The following is an 18,595-nucleotide window of genomic DNA, read 5'->3' on the forward strand; positions in this document are numbered from 1 at the left end:
GAACTCACAACCGGGCGTTGACTACCCTGGCGCTGTGCATGGGGACGAAGGTGACCAGATCAGGCGTCACGCGGCGATCGCCGCGATCGAGGCGGATCTTCAGTCGATCGCGGAGTACGGCCGCGACCTGCTGATCGAGGAGATCCCCCAGTACCGGGAGGTTCCGCCGGACGAGGTGCTCGCGGGCACCGTGATGGCGGTGCGCGCCGCGTTCGCCTCCGTCATGGAGGACCGCCGGGCCACCCCCGGGGAACTGACGATCATGGGAGAGATCGGCGCGCGCGCCGCCCGCGCCGGGGTGCCCTTCCACCAGATGGTCCACTGCCTCCGTCTGATCGCCGGCCACGCCGCCGAGGTCGGCAACGAACGCGCCGCGCAGTACGGCGTGGAGCCCGCGCTGATGCGCTCCACGCCCCGCCTTTGGCACTGGGTGGTCGAGGCGCTCGGCGTGATGGGCGAGGAGCACCAGCGCATCGAGCTGGAGATGGTGCGCCACGACCGCGACCGCCGCGCCGCGTTCCTGGCCGACCTGTTCGGCGGCCGGCTCACCGGCACCGAGCTCACCGTCCGGGCCGAGCAGTACGGCCTCGACCCGAACGAGCAGTACCTGGCCTTCCGCGCGCCGATCAAGGGTCGTGAGACCCGACGGCGGATCGAACGGGCCGCCGAGGAGTCCGGCATCGCCGAGATCTACCAGGGCGACCTGGTCGGGGTGCTCCCCAGGCTCCCCCGGCTGGGCGACGAGGACCTGGTCGCCGTCGGCCGGGCGCTCCCCCTGGGCTCCGCCAAGGTGTCGTTCGCCCAGGCGTCGACCGCCCTCAAGGTCGCGACGGCGTTCCGGATGACGGGCGTGATCTCCATCGCCGACGTGCCCATCCAGACCGCCGTGCTGGAGAGCCCGGACGTCACGGACATCGTGATCGAACGCTGCTTCGGCGCGTTCCCCGGCGACAAGCGCACCGTCCTGGCCCAGACCCTCGCCGGCTACCTCGACCACGACCTGCGCATCACCGAGGCCGCCGACGCCCTGCACGTGCACCCGAACACCCTCCGCTACCGCCTGCGCAGGTTCGAAGAGGTGAGCGGGCTGTCCCTCGAACGGATCAGCGACGTCGTCATCGTCTGGTGGGCCCTCCAGTACCTCCGCATCGCCGACGGCCGCGACACCTCGCTCGCCGCCTGACCGAGCGGCCGGAACGGGGCCGGCGCGGTCAGGAGGCCGCGACCGCCCCGGTGGCGACCAGGCCGAGCACGACGACGCCGAGGACCACGCGGTACCCGATGAACACCGTGTAGGAGTGCTTGGCCACGAACTTGAGCAGCCAGGCCACCGCGACGTACGCGACACCGAAGCTCACGGCCGTGGCGGTGATCGTGGCCGGCCAGCCCACACCCTTGGAGATCGCGTCGAACTCGTCGACGATCTGCAGCGCCCCGGCGGCCGTCAGCGCTGGCACGGAGAGGAAGAACGACAGCTTGGTGACCGTGACCCGGTCCAGGCCGCGCAGCAGACCGGCGGACATCGTCGCGCCCGAACGGGAGACCCCCGGGATCAGCGCCAGGCACTGGACCAGGCCGATGATCAGGGTGTCCTTCCAGGTGACGTCCTTCTCGTTCCGGGACTGGGTGGCGGTTCGGTCGGCGTAGAACATCACCCCGCTCCACAGGATCAGCGCCGAGCCGACGAACCAGAGGTTGCGCAGCGTGGTCTCGATCTGGTCCTTGAACAGCAGGCCGATGATGCCGATCGGGATCGCGCCGAGGATCACCGCCCAGGCCTGCCGGTAGTCGAGGGCCTCCCGTTCCTCCCTCCGGACCAGTCCCCGCAGCCACGCGCCGATCAACCGCTGGAAGTCGGCGCGGAGGAAGAGCAGCGTCGCCAGCACGGCGCCGACCTGGATGATCGCGGTGAACGCCGTGATGTCGGGGTCGTCGGGGGAGTGTCCGAGCAGGCTCTCCAGGATCGTGAGATGCCCGGTGCTGGAGATCGGCAGGAATTCGGTCAACCCCTCCACGGCACCGAGGAAGACCGCTTCCAGGATGTTCAAAGTGACCCTCATCTTCGTTCATCGGTGTGTCCGGAACGCGGACCCGTCCACGGCGACCGGCCGGGACCCACCGCTCGGGGGCGCGCCTCTGCTGGGTCGAGGGGCGGGCGATCATGTTACAACGACACGTCGGCATGGTTGGCCTGATCACGGCATATGGCCGGACACGTGCGGCCCGGCGCGTGTCCCTCGCCCGTCCCGGGTCCGCACCCGACCCGTGTCCCCTTCCGGGGCTCGACGCATCACGGGTCGATCCCGAATCCGGCCGGGACCGGTGTCCCTTCCGACCCCCTCGGGTCCGCAGCATGATTTTCGATATCGGCGGACGAAAACACGTCCCGCCCTGTCGAAAGGGAAACCTGATGACGGTCGACACCAAGGTCCGGCCCGCGATCTACGTGGGTCAGGAGCGAATGGCGATGGCGCCGGCGCCCAGGCTGGCCCAGTGGGAGCGCGAGCTGATCGAGCGGCTCGAGCTGGAGTGGGACCTGCACCGCATCGAGTCGATGCACCCGGACGAGACCATCAGCGGCTCCGGCGACGGCTGGGACGACTGCGACGCCGGCTGACCGACGTCGCACCGACTCCTGATCGAGTCATCGCGTAGAAAGGTCGCGCTCATGCGTGCAAGGGGAAAGTCCGCGCGGATCGCCGTCGTCACGCATGAGCGCGATCTGCACGCCCACGCGGTCAAGGCGGAAATGGAACGGCGTCATCCGGCGAGCGTGCACATCTTCGAAAGCGACCATTTCAGCCGGGCCCCCGGTCTGAGCTGGTCCCCGCAGGGGTTCACCGAGCCGGTGTTCCCCGCGATCGACGGGACGGCGGTGGATCTGCGGGCGATCGACGCGATCTGGTTCCGGCGGCTGGGCAACACCCGCACGTCCGCCAACCCCGAGGTGACCGACCCCGTCGACCGCGAGCTGATCAACGTCGACACCAACGCCGCCGCGCTGGGGATGCTGACCACCGAGTTCCAGGGCCGGTGGATCGATCACCCGCAGGCGTTCTGGGCGGCGCAGAACAAGGTCGTCCAGCTCCGGGCGGCCTACGAGGTCGGCCTGCGGATCCCGGAGACGCTGATCAGCCAGTCCCCCGAGCGGATCCGCACGTTCTGCGGCACCCACCCCGGGGCGATCGTCAAGGCGGTGCGCGGCGTGATGCAGGCCCCGGCCGCGACCACGACGGTCGGCGAGGAGCTGCTGGCGAACGAGTCGGCGCTGCGCGTGTGCCCCGCCATCTACCAGGAGATGGTCCCGGGTCGGCGGCACGTGCGGGTGCAGGTCTTCGGGGAACGGGTGCTGGCCGCCCTGTTGGAGTCCCCCGACCTGGACTGGCGGCCGAACCTCGACATCCCCGCCGCCGAGCACCGCCTGCCCGCCGACCTCGAGGACGCCCTCCGCGAAGTCCTGCGGCGGCTGAACCTGACCATGGGCGTCTTCGACCTCAAGCTCACCGACGAGGGCGAGTACGTGTGGTTGGAGGTCAACCCACAGGGCCAGTGGCTGTTCGTCGAGGGGATGACCGGCCTGCCGCTGATCGAGACGTTCACCGACTTCCTGTACGGAGAGGCCACCCGGTGAACCGACGGGTACTGTCGCTGTTCCGGCCGTACCGGCGACGGATACTCCTGATCACCACCCTGATCCTGACCTCGGCCGGGCTCGGCTCGGCGCTGCCGTTCCTGACCAGGGAACTGGTCGACACGGGCCTGTTCGCGCCCGGCGGTCCCCGGGTCGGCCTGCTGTGCGGCCTGCTGGCGGTGATGGTCGGGCTCACCGCGCTGGGCGGCGGCCTCGGCGTGCTGCAGTCCCACCTGGCCGGCCGGATGGGTCAGGACGTGATGGAGGGCCTGCGCGGCGGCCTGTACGCGCACCTGCAACGGCTGCCGATGGGCTTCTTCACCGGCACCCGCACCGGGGAGATCCAGTCCCGGGTGATCGGGGACGTGGCCGAGGTCCAGACCACGGTCAGCACGACCGTGCCCACGATGCTGGCCAACGTCCTGACCTCCGTGACCACGCTGGCGGCCCTGTGCGTGCTGTCGTGGCGGCTCACGCTCGTCACGGTCGCCGTGCTGCCGGTCGCCGCCTGGCTCACCGCGAAGGTCGCCGTGCACCAGCGCCGCGTGATCGCCGCCGTCCAGCGGTCGCGGGCCGAGATGAGCGTCATCGCCGAGGAGACGCTGTCGGTCTCCGGCATCCTGCTCGCCCGGACGTTCGGCCGTACGGACCACGGGGTGCAACGCTTCCAGAGCGAGAGCCGACGCCTGTCCGGGCTGCAGTTGCGGGCGGCGGTGTCGGCGCAGGCGTTGGGCGCGGCGCTGCAGGCCCTCTTCCTGATCATGCCCCCGGTGGTCTACGTCGCCGCCGGGTTCGCCGACGCGACCACGCCGGGGACCCTGCTGGCCTTCACCTCGCTGCAGGCCCGGCTCTTCCTCCCCGCCGGCCAGCTCATGCAGGTCACCGTCCAGTTCCGGGCGGCCACCGCGGTGTTCGAGCGCATCTTCGAGTACTTCGACCTGTCGCCCGGCGTCACCGACCGACCGGGCGCGCGCGCCGTGCGCAGGGACGACACCCGCGGCGAGATCCGGCTGGAACGGGTCGCCTTCGGCCACGACGGGCAGCCCGCCCTCCGCGACGTGACCCTGACCGTCCCCGCCGGACGGTTCGCCGCGATCGTCGGACACAGCGGCTCGGGCAAGACCACCCTGACGCACCTGCTCATGCGCCTGCACGACCCCGACACCGGCCGCATCACCCTCGACGGCAACGACCTGCGCGACCTCACCCGAGACTCGCTGGCCGCCCTGTTCGGCGTGGTCACCCAGGAACCCGTCCTCCTGCACGCGACCATCGCCGACAACCTCCGCTACGCCAGACCGTCCGCCACCACGGCCGAACTGCACGCCGCCTGCAAAGCCGCCCGCATCCACGACCGCATCACGCGACTGCCCGACGGCTACGACTCCGTGGTCGGCGAACGCGGCTCCCGCCTGTCCGGCGGCGAGAAACAACGCCTCGCCATCGCCCGCGCCATCCTCAACGACCCCCGCGTCCTCATCCTCGACGAGGCCACCTCCGCCTTGGACACCGAAAGCGAACGCCGGGTACAGCAGGCGCTGATCCCCCTCATGGCGGGCCGTACGACCATCGCCGTCACCCACCGCCTCGACATGACCCGTGCCGCCGACATCGTCTTCGTCCTCCACGAGGGCCGCCTCGCCGAACAGGGCACCCACGACGAACTGCTCGCCCTCGGCGGCCGCTACGCGAAGCTCTACCGCCACTGGTCCGAAAGTTCGCCCGGACGGCGTGTCCTTCCCCTCCCGTAGGGTCTGGCCCGTGCCCATCCTCGAGATCTCCGATCTGATCGGCGTCTGGGACCCGGCCACCGGCGAGCGCACGCCGATCGTCAAGAGCGACGTCGTGGCCCTGCTGCGCGAGGCCGGCGACCGGCGGGCCGCACGGATCGTCGAGCGGATGCCCGCGTGCGGCGAGTTCCTGGATCCCGGGGCGGTCGACCACCTGTTCCTTCGGGTCCACACCGAATTGCAGCGGCTCGGCGAGGAACTGCACATGGTCCAGCGCTTCGCCGAGCTGCTGGCGCCGGTCCTGGCCGCGGTCCGGTCCCACGGACCGGGGCCGCTGCGGGTCGTGGACATCGGCTGTGGCCTCGGCTACGCCATCAGGGCCTTCGCCGCCTCGGCGGTACTGGGCGAGGACGTGGAGCTGATCGGCGTCGACTTCAACCCGGTGCTCGTCGCCGAGGCCACCAGGCTCGCGGAGGCCGAACGCTTGAAGTGCCGTTTTCTCCACGGAGACGCCTTCGCGCTCGCCGAACCGGCGACCGTCTACATCTCCAATGGCGTCCTGCATCATTTCCCGGTCTCCGCCCTGGCCGGGTTCTTCCAGGCCCAGAACCGTCCGGACACCATGGCGTTCGTGCACTACGACATCGCCGCGACCCGGCTGGCACCCCTCGGAGCGTGGGTGTTCCACCGCGCCCGGATGCGCGAACCCTTGGGGCGGCATGACGGGGTCGCCTCGGCGAAACGGGCCCACGCCGACTCCGTACTGCTGAATGCGACCGCGCGCCTCGACGGGATGGACGTCTTCCTCTTCGAACCGATGCGCTACGCCAACCCGTTCTGTGCCTCGATGAGACCGGTGGTCGGCGTGCGGCCGGAGCTGACCGGGGAACTGCACAGGGCGCTAGGGCGGCGGGCGCGGGGCCTCGTGCGCGACGTCCCCACGGGGCCCGGCCGGTGACCTCGCCGCCGGGCGCCGCCGTGACGGTTCCCGCGCTCCTGCTGGTCTTGGCCGTGGTGGACGGCGCCTTCGCCGGATTCCGTGCGGGAACGGGCCGTAACGCTCGAATCCACAAACATGACCACGATCTGCGGGCTGCCGGACGCGGCGTGGCCGTCTCCATGGCCGGGCTCACCGTCACCGCCGTCATGCTCCTGCCACAGGCGGCACAGCGCTACGGCGACCTGATCGAGGCCGGCACCAGAATGCTCATGGTCCTGACGCCCTACGCCCTCATCGTCGCGCTCTCTCTCGTGGCCTATCGACTGCTTCCCATGCGTCAGAGCACCTTGATGATCCTGGTCGGCCTGGGGCCCCTCACGCTCGTCCGCCCCGCCGTGGTGGTGACGGCCGCCGTGGCGGCCGGCTTCGGCTCGTCCGACCGACTCGTCTGGCTCGCCGCCGCGACGGCGGCCGCCGGTGTCCTCATCGTCGAACCCTGGGTCCACCGCCGCTGGTACCGCGAACCCCTGTAGCGCCCCGCCCGTGGGGAACGGCCGAGTCGGCCTTCACTCTGAACGACGCAAGGCCCGGATCAGGGGTGGCCGCCGACGGTGACGGGCCCGAGGGTGAGCTCCGGTGTGGCCTCCAGGATGTGACCGATCCGTTCGACCTGCTCGTCCAGCTCACGGAGCCGGCGCGGGCCGAGCGGTTCGAGGGCCTCGACGGTGACGGCGAGTCGGCGGCCGGAGCGGCGCTGGTGCCACAGCCCGGCGACGACCCCGTCGATCACCAGCACCTGGAAGTTGTGCGGCAGCACCCGTTCGCCGGCCCGCCCCGGATACAACAGCTCGGGGGGCTGGTTGCCGACCCGGTAGGCGTACCCGTCGAAGTACGGGAGCAGGCGCAGGCCCCGGGGCGGTTCGTCGCCCGGCTCGGTGTCGTCCGCCGCGACCCAGCCCGTCCGCCCCTCCACCTCGACCTGCCGGAGCCCGCCGGCAGCCGCCTCGAACACGCCCTTGGCCCAGCCGGTGGTGACCGACAGCCAGTGGGCGAAGCGCGCCGGAGTGGAGGGCCCGTACGACCACAGGTACCGCTTGAGCAACTCCACGTCGGCCGCCTCGGCCTCGGCGGGCTTGAACCCGGGCAACCAACGATGCGGATTCGTATAGGTGACCTTGCGCCCCTTGGCGGGGCCGAAGCACAACGCCCCGCGAGCAGCCGCCTCATGGGTGATCTGCCGCCACCGGGGCCACATCTCATGCCAGGCCGGCATCACCGGTTCCACCGCCCACGCGCCGACCCTCTCCCCGAGCGCCTCGGTCAGCTCGTCCACGGTCAACTCTTCGTCGGCGAGGATCGCCCCGATCGCCTCGATGACCTCGTCGGTCTGCTCCGGACTCATGCGCGCCTCGTCCGGCAGCCCGTTGGTGCCGGACGGAAGGCCCGACAGCACCCCCGTCCACATCGGCAGGTCCACGGAGGGCACCAGGTGAACGGTGCCGCGCGCGGCGAACGTCTTCACCAGGGTCCGGTCGCCCCACAGCGCCTCGCGGACGCCCTGCCGCGTCACGTCCTCCGACCGAAGCCCGATGGCCAACTCCGCCGCCGACATGACCTGCGCGTGCGTCCCGGCCATGGCCGCCACGACCTCGACGGGCCCACCTTTGAGCGGCCCGGCCAACCCGTGCCGCTCCAGCCTCCTCGCGCACACCTGCCGCCATGTCCAGCGCTCCACCGCCACCCGTTCCCCCTCCGCCGTCGCAGAGCCCGAAGATAGCCGACGACGTCCGGTTTCGCCTGATTCGGAACGCCAGGACCGGTGCGGGCGCCGCCCGGGTCCGCGCGACCGAGGCCGGATCCGGCCACGCGGAACGGTTCCTTGCCGCAGAACGGGATGGTTGGGTCGTCTGTCTCTTTGGATTCTTCCGGCCTTCCTCCCCTGGAGCTCTCCCCGATGACCGTGACGATCGACGACGGCAACGTGAGTTTCACGCCGGCGGAGGCGGCGGACCTGCGGGGCGCCATCACGGCCGTGCCGCAGGCGCTCGACAACCAATGGTTCGACCGCGAACTGCTCGCCGGCGTGCTGCAGTCCGGAGAGGTGACGAAGGCGATCGCCGAGAAGCGGGCCCGACGGTCCCGCAGGGAGTACCTCCGGGCGCTGCTGGCGGCCGAGAAGATCGTCGTCAATCGCGCGTACCTCTACAACAACCCCGAGGTCTACCGCGACTACCAGCGGGAAGGCCCCGATCGGGAGGCGTTCCGGCATCTGCTGCGGGACGGCGTGATCATGCCCTGGCTGCTGGGCGAGCCGTCGCCGGTGCCGGCGCAGGCCCCGGAGTTCGAGACGGTCGACGGATTCGAGGCATGGCGGGAGATGGCCGAGACGACGCGGATGTCGTGCCTGCGGCTGTCGTGGGACGAGGCCGAGAACGCCGCCATGTCCAGGGATCTGGGCCGGGAGTTCGGCGCGTTCGTCAACAACCTGACCCAGCTCGAACCCGACGCGCTGCAGCGGGACCTGGCGCTGACCGACGAGGAGCACGCGCGGAGCGTCCTGGCCCGACTGCGGGAGGTCGGGCGGTGGGCGCACGACGAGCTGGACGCCGACCGGACCGTGACCCGGCAACGGCTGTACGAGCGGTTCGTGGTCGCCGACGGGACCAACGTGACCGACTGCCGGTACGACGGGGCCAAGCCGCACGCGGCGGAGGTCAAGCAGCTCCTCGATCTGAAGTACGCGACCAATCTGGCCGACGCGGTCGACGTCTTCTGCATCACGCCCGGCGACTCGCCCCGGCGCACCGCCCTGCAGGAGAGCCTGGCGGCCCGGCGCGGGCGCGGCCGGGCCGAGCTGCCGTCGACCGACGCCGACCAACTGATCACGCTGCTGCGCAACCTGGCGTTCCAGGACATCCAGGGGCTGCTCGAGGCGGTGCCCACGCTGGACCACCTCTCGCTCTCCGACGTGCACGCCGTCCGGCTGGAGAACGAGTGGGCGGACTACCGGGACATCTTCGCGGGCTTGGTGCAGCGACGTTCCGTCGAGGCGTTCGCCGACCAGGACTCCGGCGCCCAGGCGGTGACCGGCGCCTACCTGTCGATGCTGGAGAGGGCCGAGGAGATCTCCACGCGACGCCGCGGCGTCGAACGGGTGGAACGTTTCGCCGGCCTCACCGAGATCGGCATCGACATCGGCGCCATCACGATCAACGCCGTCTTCCTGCGCGGCCACGCCCCCGCGTTCGAGGTGGTGGGCGACACGATCGGCCTGGCCGGAGCCCGCTCCGCCCGGGTCGCCGTCCGCTGGGGCGTCGGCCGCATCCTCGGCCGCCGAAGCCGGCGACGCCTGGACACCACCGCCCAGATCCTCGACCTCAGGCTGGACGACCCCAAGCGCGAGGCCCGCAAGCTGCTCGACTACCTGACCGACCAGACCAGGCTCGACACGGAGCCGGGCAACGGCCCCGACATGACGGACGACAGCGAATGAGCGACCCCTCCGACGAGGTCCGCGCCTACGAGACGCTTCGCGCCGAACGCCCGGACCTCTTCAAGAACCCGCCCGACGCCGCAACGGAGATCCTGCCGGACTATCCGCCCGACCAGGGCCCCTTCGGTGTGCGCTACCGCGACCCGTACGTCACCGTGGTGCGCGACCCGGTGCGCTTCCACGACGGCCGCCTCGGCGGCCACTTCCGCCTGCTCCACACCGCCGGCCAGGCGGGCGCGGCCATCCTCCCCGTCCACGACGGACGCGTCATCCTCATCAGCCATTTCCGCCACGCCACCCGCCGATGGCATTGGGAGATCCCCCGGGGCTTCTCCCACCCCGGCGAGGCCCCGGAGGAGACCGCACACCGCGAACTGACCGAGGAACTCGGCACCACGGCCACCCACCTAGAACCCCTCGGCCGCGTCCACGTCGACACCGGCCTGTGCGCCAACAGCACCCACCTGTTCTGGGCCGCCCTCGACACCCCACCCGCCCTCACCGGCAACGAGGGCATCGAACGCTACGCCGCCCTCACCCCCACCGACCTGACCGCCCTCCAGTCCCACGGCGACCTCACCGACTCCTTCACCCTGGCCGCCCTCCTCAACACCCACCACCGCCACCTCCCCCCCTTCGACCACCCCACCTGACTTCCCACCGGAACCAGCACCGATCAGCGCGTCACCGGACGGACAGGTTCTCGAAGAGGGATCGACCAAGTTCGTAGAGATCAGACGCGACGATGATGTCGTGATGGGCGAATATTCGGTCATCCTGCTTCTTCGCCTTACCTCGACGGCGCTCCGCAGTCCCCCGACAAGGTGACCAAAGGCGCGAAGTCGATGGACCCGTCGCGACGCGCCGTCGGCCGATGAATGCGAGCCTCGATGCCCAGATCGGCGACAACACGGGAGATCGGCAGTCTGGTCCGCGTGTCACCTCCCGTGACGCAGCCGCCCAGCAACGCCGGGCATGGATCGGAACCCGGGTCCTCGCGCAGCCTGCGCATCGTCGCAGCCGCGAACTTCAAATACACGTCCTCGTCCACCGAATGATGATCAGGTGTGCGACGTCCAGGCACCTCGATTGCGGTCAGGTGATCGAACGACGAGGCGGCGCCCGAACGCGTGCGCGGGCACCACCTGTTGCCCGTGCTCCTTACCGGCGTGGTTCGCGGCAGTTCGACCGTGCGGCGAGCAGGTTCATCCATTGCGGCGGTCAGTTCTGCGTCGGCGTGTGACGATGCGGATCACACCGGAATACGGCAGGCCTCGTTGATGACGTGCGCGACCAACACGTCCGGCGGTTCGGTGTGGTCCCGGTTCTCTGCCTCGTTGGGAGGGTGTCGGGATGGCCGTGGGAGCCCTCCACTCCCCGCCGAGCGGGTCAGGGCACCGAGCAGTCGAGAATCCGGCCGTCTGTCGTTCCCAGGACGAGACGGTCGGGCGACGGCGCGGCGAGCGACAACGCGACCGCCGGGACGGCCCCGATCCGGAGCCGGTGGCTCCAGCGCGGTTCGCCCGTGACGGCGTCGAGCGCCACGACCGTCCCGCAGGTGAGGGCGACGTAGACGGTGCCGTCCGCGATGTCCAGGGATGTCACGTTGTGGTCGGTGGTGAAGACCCACGCGACCGTGCCGCCGGGCAGGGCGCGGCGTACGACGAAGGCGTTGCCCGGCAGGAGGCCCCGTCCGTTGTGGACGGCCCCGCCGTGGACGAGCGCCTCGCCCGCCGCGTCGCGGACATGGGCAACGGGGCCGCCGAACAGATGACCGTCGCGGGCGGTGTCCCATTCCAGCGGGAACAGGTCCGTGACGGCGTGCGTCACCGGATCGAGCCGGGCGACCCGCTTTCCCACGTCGTCTCCATGCCTCCCGCCCCGCAGGAAGAACAGCTCGGGGCTGTGCCGGACCGCGAACGGGTGGTTGATCAGATCGAACTCGCCCAGCCGTACCCGCCCGGCTTCCTCACCGCCGGGGGAGACCAGCAGCGCTTCTTGGCCCGCCGAGTCCAAGTCGACGTCGCGCAGCGCCATCCAGCCGTCCGTCCGGGCGGCGAGCGTGAGGGAGAAACCCGGCGCGAGCACGGCCGTGTGGGCGCCGTCTGCGAGGGAGAAGCGGGCGGCAGACCCGGGATCGCACCGCCGGCCGTCCTCGGTGCGCCGGGGCCGGCGGTTCAGCACGACCCACGCCGATCCCCCGTCGGGCGTCACCCGGATCTGTCGGCCACCCGCCGCGTCCGGCACCGTGAACGCCCGCCGCCCCGACGGCTCCCAACACTCCAATGCGATCCCCTCGGACGCGGCCAGGATCCGGCCGTCCGGCAGCACCTCCACGGCCCAGACCTGGCGCCGCGGTTCCCGACGGCCGCCCGACAGGTCGTTGAGGACCTCCTCGGGCGGGCGACCGTCCGGTGACGGCGAACAAGGCCCGGCCGGGGCCGCGGTCTCCTCCGAGCCGAGCGGCCCCGGGGCCGCCCAGTCGTCGCGGACGGCGGTGCACCGATGCCCTTGGGAATGGGCCTGCGGGTTCTCCCAGTCGTCAGCGGGCGCGAGGACGAAGTCCAGCGTCCGGGCGTCCCGCCATGCGAGGGACCGGACCTGCCGCGGATGCGGCAGAAGCGAGGTGACCGTCCCCGCCGCCAGATCGAGCAGGAGCAACTCCCCCTCGAAGAAGTAGCCGCCGTCGTAGCTCCCGGTGCCGACGGCGACGAGCGGCAGACTCGGGTGGACCGCGACCGCGTTCACCGGCCACCGCGGCCGGTGCAGCCACCGGCAGACCGCGCCGTCGAGATCGTACACGCCGAGCAGGGCGTCGCTCAGCCGGTCGGCCGTACCGTCGCCCGCCCACTGCAGCCGTCCCCCGAACCCGCCCACGATCGTGACGCCGAGCCGCTCGTCGACCGCGACCACGCGGGCGTCTCCCGTCTCGGCGAACGGACCACCGCCGAGCACCCTCCGGATCATCAGCATCGGGCCACCGTAGACGCCGCCGCGCACCACCTCACAGCCGCCGAGCTCCCCTCGAACAGTCCCTACGCGCATCCCACGTCAAGGATCGTGATGGGTGGTGCGCCTGAGCCGTGAGCGCGTCCGGAGCGTTCTTTGCCGCGGCTGCACGCGACATAGGCTCGCGGCGTGACCGAGTCATTGCCCGCCGACGCCGTGCAAGAGTTCCTTAGTGCTGTTCGGCCTGGTGAGGTGAGGGTGGGAACGGTGGCCGGATTCGATGGTCTCGCAGCGATAGTGGATCTTGAAGGGTCGAGAATCCTGTTCCGCGGAGTCGGGCGTGTGCCGCAGTCGGAGTTGTCCTGGCGTCGAATGGAGGACCCGGCTCAGATCTTCGAGGTCGGCCAGTTGGTCGAGGTCGAGGTGATCGGGGTCGACTGGCGGAGGAAGCACGTCATGCTGTCGGCCAAGGCCTGCGAGGATCGGACCCTGCGGACCTTCCTCGTTGGTATTGAGCGAGGCGAGATCCTGACCGGAACCGTGGCGGACATCCACAATTTCGGGGTTTTCGTTAATCTCGATGGTGAGCCCGCCAACCACTGCACTGGGTTCATCCAAATCCCCCAACTGTCCTGGAAGTACTTCGATCATGCTTCTGACGTCGTCGAACTGGGACAGCGGGTCACGGTGAAGGTTCTCGATTCGAGTACTCGTCGGGGGCAGGTGTCGTTGTCCTTGAAGGCCCTGCAGGACGATCCGTTCATCCCGCTCGCCGACCACGTCGGGGATGCCGTTACCGGCCACATCACCAAGCTCGTCCCCTTTGGCGCCTTTGTTCGGGTCGCCGATGGCATCGAGGGACTTCTGCATGTGTCTGATCTCAGCGACGAGCCGGCCGAGTCTCTGGATGGACTCTTCCACGAAGGCGAAGAAATCACCGTGAGGATCAGCGAGGTCGATCTCGAACATCATCGCGTCCGACTCCACTTCGTGAACAAGGCATAGCCGCGCCGTCGCGGCTGCGGACTTGAGGTGCTCATCCCTGTCCACCGAGCGATGATCGAGCGCGCGCCGCCCGGGCCCACTTCGTTCTCGGCCGGCGACCGTACGACGAGGCGACGCCCGAATACGTACGGCCATCGCCGCCTGCTCGACGCCCCGGTCCAGGCCGAGCGGACCAAGACGACGATGACGCCGACCCGTCTGGCACGCTGGTACCCGTGCCCTAGTTGCACGGTGGCCTCAGCAGCCCGCAAACGACCAAGGCCCAGGTCCCGGGATCATGTCCCCGACCTGGGCCTTCGTGGTGAGAGCGAGTGACGGGAATCGAACCCGCGCTACCAGCTTGGGAAGCTGGAGTTCTGCCATTGAACTACACTCGCGTGCCCCCCGAGGAGGGGTGCGTTGACATGGTACCGGAATCGGTGGGGTTGGCGAGCCGGTGGTGGGCGTGTGTGGTGGGCGGGTGGAGCCGGTAGCGTTGGCTGTTGTGCTGCTCTCCGATCGTGACATCAGGGCCGAGATCGAGTCGGGGCGGGTGAAGATCGACCCGTTCGACGCCGGGATGGTTCAGCCGTCCAGTGTGGACGTGCGGCTGGATCGGTACTTTCGGGTGTTCGAGAATCATCGGTACCCGCACATCGATCCGGCGGAGGAGCAGAGCGATCTGACGCGGCTGGTGGATGTGGCGCCGGATGAGGCGTTCATCCTGCATCCCGGGGAGTTCGTGCTGGCCTCGACGTACGAGGTGTTCGGGTTGCCGGACGACCTGGCGGCGCGGTTGGAGGGCAAGAGCTCGTTGGGGCGGCTGGGGCTGTTGACGCACTCGACGGCGGGGTGGATCGACCCGGGGTTCTCGGGGCACGTGACGCTGGAGCTGTCGAACGTGGCGACGTTGCCGATCAAGCTGTGGCCGGGGATGAAGATCGGGCAGATGTGCCTGTTCCGGACCAGTTCGCCGGCGGAGTACCCGTACGGGTCGGCGCACTACGGGTCGCGGTACCAGGACCAGCGGGGGCCCACGCCGTCGCGGTCGTACGTGAACTTCCATCAGACGAAGGTCTGACACACGAACCACGAGCCCCCGGGCCGGACGAGTCGTCCGCCCCGGGGGCTCGTGGCGTTGAGAGGGTCAGCGCGGGGTGATGGTGACCTTGACGGTGGTGTAGGGGGCGCCCCAGCCGTTGATCTGCAGGATGTTGCGGGTGTCGTCCCAGAGGCGGCCCGCGATGCCGGCGACGGAGACGTTGAAGCCGTTGGGGTAGACGTGGTCCGGCAGGGAGATCTCCGTGTCGCCGTGGACGGTCAGCGGCAGGGTGTAGGAGAGGGTGAAGGTGCGGGTCGCGGGGTCGTAGTTGTGGGCGGTGGGCCTGCCGGCGACGGCGCGGGCGTACGGGCCGAAGGCGGGTTCGTGGCCGGGGGCGGGGGCGCCCTGGGGGTCGAGGGCGCAGTAGCCGCCGTTGCCCTTGCACCAGTACCACATGGCCTCGCCGCTGGCGAAGCGGTTGATGGCGGCCATCTGGCGGCGGATCAGTTCGCGGTTGCCGGGGGTGCGGGCGGAGGGCGGGCCCCATTCGCCGACGATGAGGGGCATGCGGTGGGCCTTGGGGTACGCGGTGATCGCGGCCTCGTAGCGTTCGACGAAGCCGTCGGCGGGGTCCCAGTCCGCGCCGACCTCGACGCCGGTGTTGTAGAAGTGCGGGGCGTAGGCGACGCGGTCGTCGTTGAAGGCCGGGAGCCTGGTGGGGACGCCCTCGCCGACCAGGACGGTGGGCTCGACGAAGATCCAGCCCCGGGTGTCGATCTGGCGGATGCCGGTGATCAGACGGCGGTACATGGCGGCGAGCTGGCCCTGCTCGAAGCGGGCGGACGCGGTGACCAGGTCCTCGTTCTCAAGGATCTTGGTCATGGGCTCGTTCATCAGGTCGTACCCGAGGAGGGACTGGTGGCCGGAGGCGGTCCGGGCGACCTGCTGCCACATGGCGACCTGGGCGGCACGGAGGTCGGCGTCCTCGTAGAGGTGCTCGAAGGCGGCCTGGACGCCGGGCTGGAAGTACTCGTTGAACCAGTTGCCGTCCGGGTCCCGCTCGTAGGGGAGGCCGTCGTCGCGCGTGGCCCAGGCGGGCATGCCGTTGTGGCCGCCGAAGTGGGGGCCGAAGACGTCCTGGTGCATGTCGATCATGACGTACACGCCGTGTCGGTCGCCGTACGAGAGGACGCGGTCGATGTACGCGAGGTAGTCGGCGTCGTACCGGCCCTGGACGGGCTCGATGTACTGCCACTGCACGACCAGCCGCAGGAAGTTGAGGCCCTTGGCGGCCATCTCCTGGACGTCCTGCTCGCTCACCCGGTCGGAGGGGTACTTGCCCCGGTTGAAGCCGCGGAAGTGGAGGGCCCGTCCGTTGGAGTCGGTGATGAACGTGCGGTCCCCGACCGTCACCTTGCCGTAGGGGGCAGGGGCCGCCGCCGCGGGCGGCGCGGAGACGGCGGTGACGCTCAGCGCCATGGTGAGGGCGGCCGCCGCGAGGCCGAGACGACGGAAGAGCCTGGTGCGCAAGAGCCACTCCTGGGCGGGAATGTGACGAGAAGGTGAACCGCGCGACAGAGTAGGGCCCGCACCGCCGAAAAGGAATGACCTGCGGTGATAAACGAACGCCCTCCTCCCGAGCGGGAGGAGGGCACCGTTGTCACACAGGGCTCACTCGGCGGCGACGGGCTCCTTCGGGGCCTCGGCGTCACCCTTGATCGAACGGATGAGGAGCTGGGAGACGTCCACGACCTCGAGGGTCTCGGGGGCGTCGCCGGAGTTCTTCTTCTCGTTGATCGCGTCGCCCAGCATCACCAGACAGAACGGGCAGGCGGTGGAGACGGTGTCGGGGTTGGTCTCCAGCGCCTCGTCCACGCGCTCGGTGTTGATGCGCTTGCCGATCCGCTCCTCCATCCACATGCGGGCTCCACCCGCGCCACAGCAGAAGCCGCGGTCCTTGTGGCGGTGCATCTCCTGCGTCTTGACACCGGGCACGGTGGCCATGATGTCGCGCGGCTGCTTGTAGACCTTGTTGTGGCGGCCCAGGAAGCAAGGGTCGTGGTAGGTGATGTTCTCCTCGATCGGGGTGACCGGGGTGAGCTTGCCCGACTCGACCAGGTGCGCCAGCAACTGGGTGTGGTGGACGACCTCGTAGTTCCCGCCGATCTGCGGGTACTCGTTGGCGAGGGTGTTGAAGCAGTGCGGGCAGGTGGCGACGATCTTCTTGACGCCGGCCTCGTTCAGGGTCTCGACGTTCTGCTGGCCGAGCATCTGGAAGACGAACTCCATGCCCAGGCGGCGGGCCGGGTCACCGGTGCACGCCTCCATGGGGCCGAGGACGGCGAACTTGACACCGGCGATGTGGAGCAGCTCGGCGACGGCCTTGGTGGTCTTCTTGGCCCGGTCCTCCAGGGCGCCGGCGCAGCCGACCCAGAAGAGGTACTCGGTGTCCTCGGGCATCTTCTCGTCGATGACCTCGACCTCGAAATCAAGCTCCTCGATCCACTCGAGGCGCTTCATCTCCGACATGCCCCAGGGGTTGCCCTTGTTCTCGAGGTTCTTGAGCATCACGCCCGCCTCGGACGGGAACGACGACTCGATCATCACCTGGAAGCGGCGCATGTCCAGGATGTGGTCGATGTGCTCGATGTCGACCGGGCACTGCTCGACGCAGGCGCCGCAGTTGGTGCAGGACCACAGGACGTCGGGGTGGATGACGCCGTCCTCGCCGACGAGCTCCTTGTCGACCTGCATGGCGAGCTTCTGCTCATCGGTGAAGGCGGCCCGCTCCTCCTCGGAGGCCAGGATGTACGGGGCCTTGGCGAACGCGTGGTCGCGCAGCTCGAGGATGACCATCTTGGGCGACAGCGGCTTGCCGGTGTTCCAGGCGGGGCACTGCGACTGGCACCGACCGCACTCGGTGCAGGTCGCCATGTCGAGGTATCCCTTCCAGGTGAAGTCCTCGATCTTGCCGCGGCCGAAGGTGTCCTCGTCGGGGTCGGCCTCCTCGAAGTCCAGCGGCTTGCCGTCGCTCATCATCGCGGGGACGCCGCCGAGGCCGTCCGGGCGGCGCTTGAACATGACGTTCAGCGGGGCCAGGAAGATGTGCAGGTGCTTGGAGTTGACCACGATGACCAGGAAGACCAGCGCCACGCCGATGTGCAGCAGCAGGCCGATCGACTCCAGGACCTCGTAGGTGTCCTTGCTCAGTCCCTCGAAGAGCTGCCCGACCAGGACCGACATGTACGAGGCGTCGCCGTAGGGCAGGTGGTGACTGGCCCAGGCCACGCCCCGGAAGAAGAACATCGTCCAGACGACGTTGAAGATCATGAAGAGGATCAGCCAGGCGCCGCCCGTGTGCGAGCCCTTGAACCGGGACTTGCGGCCGATCTTCTTGGGCGAGTTCTTGATCCGGATGGCGGTGAAGGTGATCAGGCCCGCCAGGCAGAGCACCGCGATGGTGTCCTGGACGAAGCCGATCGGGCCCCAGCTCTGCAGGAACGGGATGTGCGCGTCCAGCCCGAACAGCAGGACGACGCCCGCCTCGAGGTAGACGGTGGCCAGCAGGAAGAAGGCCCACATCACGAAGAAGTGCGCCAGTCCGGCGATGGTCCACTTCAGCAGCTTGCGCTGACCGAGGACCTCGGTGAGCTGGCCCTCGACGTCACCCTTGGGGTCCCGCTTGACCTGGAGCACGCGCTCGGGGTCGGGCTGCCCGCTCATGGCCAGCTTGTACAGGAACGTCACCCGCTTGCCTGCGAGCGCCAGGGTGACCGCGATGCCGGCCAACCCGATGATCAACGTGAGCCAGTACACTGTTCCGTCC

The 18,595-nt window shown here is 69.7% G+C and carries 16 protein-coding genes and 1 tRNA gene; 10 read left to right on the forward strand and 7 right to left on the reverse strand.

What is annotated here, in order from left to right; all coding sequences use genetic code 11:
• Positions 1–34: 34 nt before the first annotated feature.
• Positions 35–1,183, forward strand: a complete 1,149-nt coding sequence (locus DFJ69_RS12145; protein ID WP_116022579.1) for a PucR family transcriptional regulator — start codon at positions 35–37, stop codon at positions 1,181–1,183.
• Between the two features lie 28 nt (positions 1,184–1,211).
• Here DFJ69_RS12145 and DFJ69_RS12150 read toward each other — a convergent pair whose 3' ends face one another.
• Positions 1,212–2,060: an undecaprenyl-diphosphate phosphatase gene (locus tag DFJ69_RS12150; protein WP_211328599.1), complete on the reverse strand. Its 849-nt coding sequence runs from the start codon at positions 2,058–2,060 to the stop codon at positions 1,212–1,214.
• Between the two features lie 350 nt (positions 2,061–2,410).
• Here DFJ69_RS12150 and DFJ69_RS12155 point away from each other — a divergent pair, with 350 nt between their 5' ends.
• From DFJ69_RS12155 to DFJ69_RS12175, 5 genes are read left to right on the forward strand one after another with little or no spacing between them, the layout of a single operon-like run.
• Positions 2,411–2,617, forward strand: coding sequence for a hypothetical protein (locus DFJ69_RS12155; protein WP_116022581.1), 207 nt, complete (start codon positions 2,411–2,413; stop codon positions 2,615–2,617).
• Between the two features lie 51 nt (positions 2,618–2,668).
• Positions 2,669–3,631 (forward strand): ATP-grasp domain-containing protein, encoded by a 963-nt coding sequence (locus DFJ69_RS12160; protein WP_147312277.1) that lies wholly within the window; start codon positions 2,669–2,671, stop codon positions 3,629–3,631.
• Positions 3,628–5,382 carry an ABC transporter ATP-binding protein gene (locus DFJ69_RS12165; RefSeq protein ID WP_211328600.1) on the forward strand — a complete coding sequence of 585 codons (1,755 nt, stop codon included), beginning with the start codon at positions 3,628–3,630 and terminating at the stop codon, positions 5,380–5,382. The genes DFJ69_RS12160 and DFJ69_RS12165 overlap by 4 nt, the downstream gene beginning before the upstream one ends.
• A 10-nt stretch (positions 5,383–5,392) precedes the next feature.
• Positions 5,393–6,319: a class I SAM-dependent methyltransferase gene (locus DFJ69_RS12170; RefSeq protein WP_116022583.1), complete on the forward strand. Its 927-nt coding sequence runs from the start codon at positions 5,393–5,395 to the stop codon at positions 6,317–6,319.
• Complete coding sequence (locus tag DFJ69_RS12175) at positions 6,316–6,834, forward strand: oxidoreductase (RefSeq protein ID WP_211328601.1); 519 nt, start codon at positions 6,316–6,318, stop codon at positions 6,832–6,834. The genes DFJ69_RS12170 and DFJ69_RS12175 overlap by 4 nt, the downstream gene beginning before the upstream one ends.
• 59 nt (positions 6,835–6,893) lie before the next feature.
• Here DFJ69_RS12175 and DFJ69_RS12180 read toward each other — a convergent pair whose 3' ends face one another.
• Positions 6,894–8,042 carry a winged helix DNA-binding domain-containing protein gene (locus tag DFJ69_RS12180; protein WP_245974278.1) on the reverse strand — a complete coding sequence of 383 codons (1,149 nt, stop codon included), beginning with the start codon at positions 8,040–8,042 and terminating at the stop codon, positions 6,894–6,896.
• Positions 8,043–8,255: 213 nt separating this feature from the next.
• Here DFJ69_RS12180 and DFJ69_RS12185 point away from each other — a divergent pair, with 213 nt between their 5' ends.
• Both DFJ69_RS12185 and DFJ69_RS12190 read left to right on the forward strand, forming a co-directional pair.
• Entirely contained in the window at positions 8,256–9,794 is a 1,539-nt protein-coding gene (locus tag DFJ69_RS12185) for a hypothetical protein (protein ID WP_245974280.1), read from the forward strand.
• The gene (locus tag DFJ69_RS12190) at positions 9,791–10,447 is read left to right on the forward strand and encodes an NUDIX hydrolase (protein ID WP_116022586.1); all 657 of its coding nucleotides are present in this window, start codon (positions 9,791–9,793) and stop codon (positions 10,445–10,447) included. Before DFJ69_RS12185 ends, DFJ69_RS12190 begins: the two co-directional genes overlap by 4 nt.
• A 137-nt stretch (positions 10,448–10,584) precedes the next feature.
• Here DFJ69_RS12190 and DFJ69_RS34890 read toward each other — a convergent pair whose 3' ends face one another.
• Together DFJ69_RS34890 and DFJ69_RS12200 are read right to left on the reverse strand one after the other, a co-directional pair.
• Positions 10,585–10,845, reverse strand: a complete 261-nt coding sequence (locus DFJ69_RS34890) for a hypothetical protein (RefSeq protein WP_116022587.1) — start codon at positions 10,843–10,845, stop codon at positions 10,585–10,587.
• Positions 10,846–11,183: 338 nt separating this feature from the next.
• Entirely contained in the window at positions 11,184–12,767 is a 1,584-nt protein-coding gene (locus DFJ69_RS12200; protein ID WP_147312279.1) for a PQQ-binding-like beta-propeller repeat protein, read from the reverse strand.
• A gap of 165 nt (positions 12,768–12,932) precedes the next feature.
• Between DFJ69_RS12200 and DFJ69_RS12205 the strand changes: the two genes are divergently transcribed.
• Entirely contained in the window at positions 12,933–13,748 is an 816-nt protein-coding gene (locus DFJ69_RS12205; protein WP_116022589.1) for a S1 RNA-binding domain-containing protein, read from the forward strand.
• Between the two features lie 306 nt (positions 13,749–14,054).
• Here the strand turns inward: DFJ69_RS12205 and DFJ69_RS12210 are convergent.
• Positions 14,055–14,125: transfer RNA gene (locus tag DFJ69_RS12210), tRNA-Gly, on the reverse strand.
• Positions 14,126–14,232: 107 nt separating this feature from the next.
• Between DFJ69_RS12210 and dcd the strand changes: the two genes are divergently transcribed.
• On the forward strand, positions 14,233–14,808 hold the full coding sequence (gene dcd / locus DFJ69_RS12215; RefSeq protein WP_116022590.1) for a dCTP deaminase: 576 nt from the start codon (positions 14,233–14,235) through the stop codon (positions 14,806–14,808).
• 66 nt (positions 14,809–14,874) lie between these two features.
• On the opposite strand, the gene DFJ69_RS12220 is transcribed toward dcd, so the two are convergent.
• Both DFJ69_RS12220 and DFJ69_RS12225 read right to left on the reverse strand, forming a co-directional pair.
• Entirely contained in the window at positions 14,875–16,299 is a 1,425-nt protein-coding gene (locus DFJ69_RS12220) for a cellulase family glycosylhydrolase (RefSeq protein WP_116022591.1), read from the reverse strand.
• A gap of 141 nt (positions 16,300–16,440) precedes the next feature.
• Entirely contained in the window at positions 16,441–18,585 is a 2,145-nt protein-coding gene (locus DFJ69_RS12225; protein ID WP_170177625.1) for a (Fe-S)-binding protein, read from the reverse strand.
• Positions 18,586–18,595 lie beyond the last annotated feature (10 nt).

The organism is Thermomonospora umbrina (assembly GCF_003386555.1).
GTDB classification, from domain to species: Bacteria; Actinomycetota; Actinomycetes; order Streptosporangiales; family Streptosporangiaceae; genus Thermomonospora; species Thermomonospora umbrina.

Excerpts from the sequence above, each read along its gene's own strand:
- DFJ69_RS12150 (WP_211328599.1), bottom strand. The coding sequence starts at position 2,060 with ATGAGGGTCACTTTGAACATCCTGGAAGCGGTCTTCCTCGGTGCCGTG.
- DFJ69_RS12155 (WP_116022581.1), top strand. The coding sequence starts at position 2,411 with ATGACGGTCGACACCAAGGTCCGGCCCGCGATCTACGTGGGTCAGGAG.
- DFJ69_RS12160 (WP_147312277.1), top strand. The coding sequence starts at position 2,669 with ATGCGTGCAAGGGGAAAGTCCGCGCGGATCGCCGTCGTCACGCATGAG.
- DFJ69_RS12185 (WP_245974280.1), top strand. The coding sequence starts at position 8,256 with ATGACCGTGACGATCGACGACGGCAACGTGAGTTTCACGCCGGCGGAG.
- DFJ69_RS12190 (WP_116022586.1), top strand. The coding sequence starts at position 9,791 with ATGAGCGACCCCTCCGACGAGGTCCGCGCCTACGAGACGCTTCGCGCC.
- DFJ69_RS12200 (WP_147312279.1), bottom strand. The coding sequence starts at position 12,767 with ATGCTGATGATCCGGAGGGTGCTCGGCGGTGGTCCGTTCGCCGAGACG.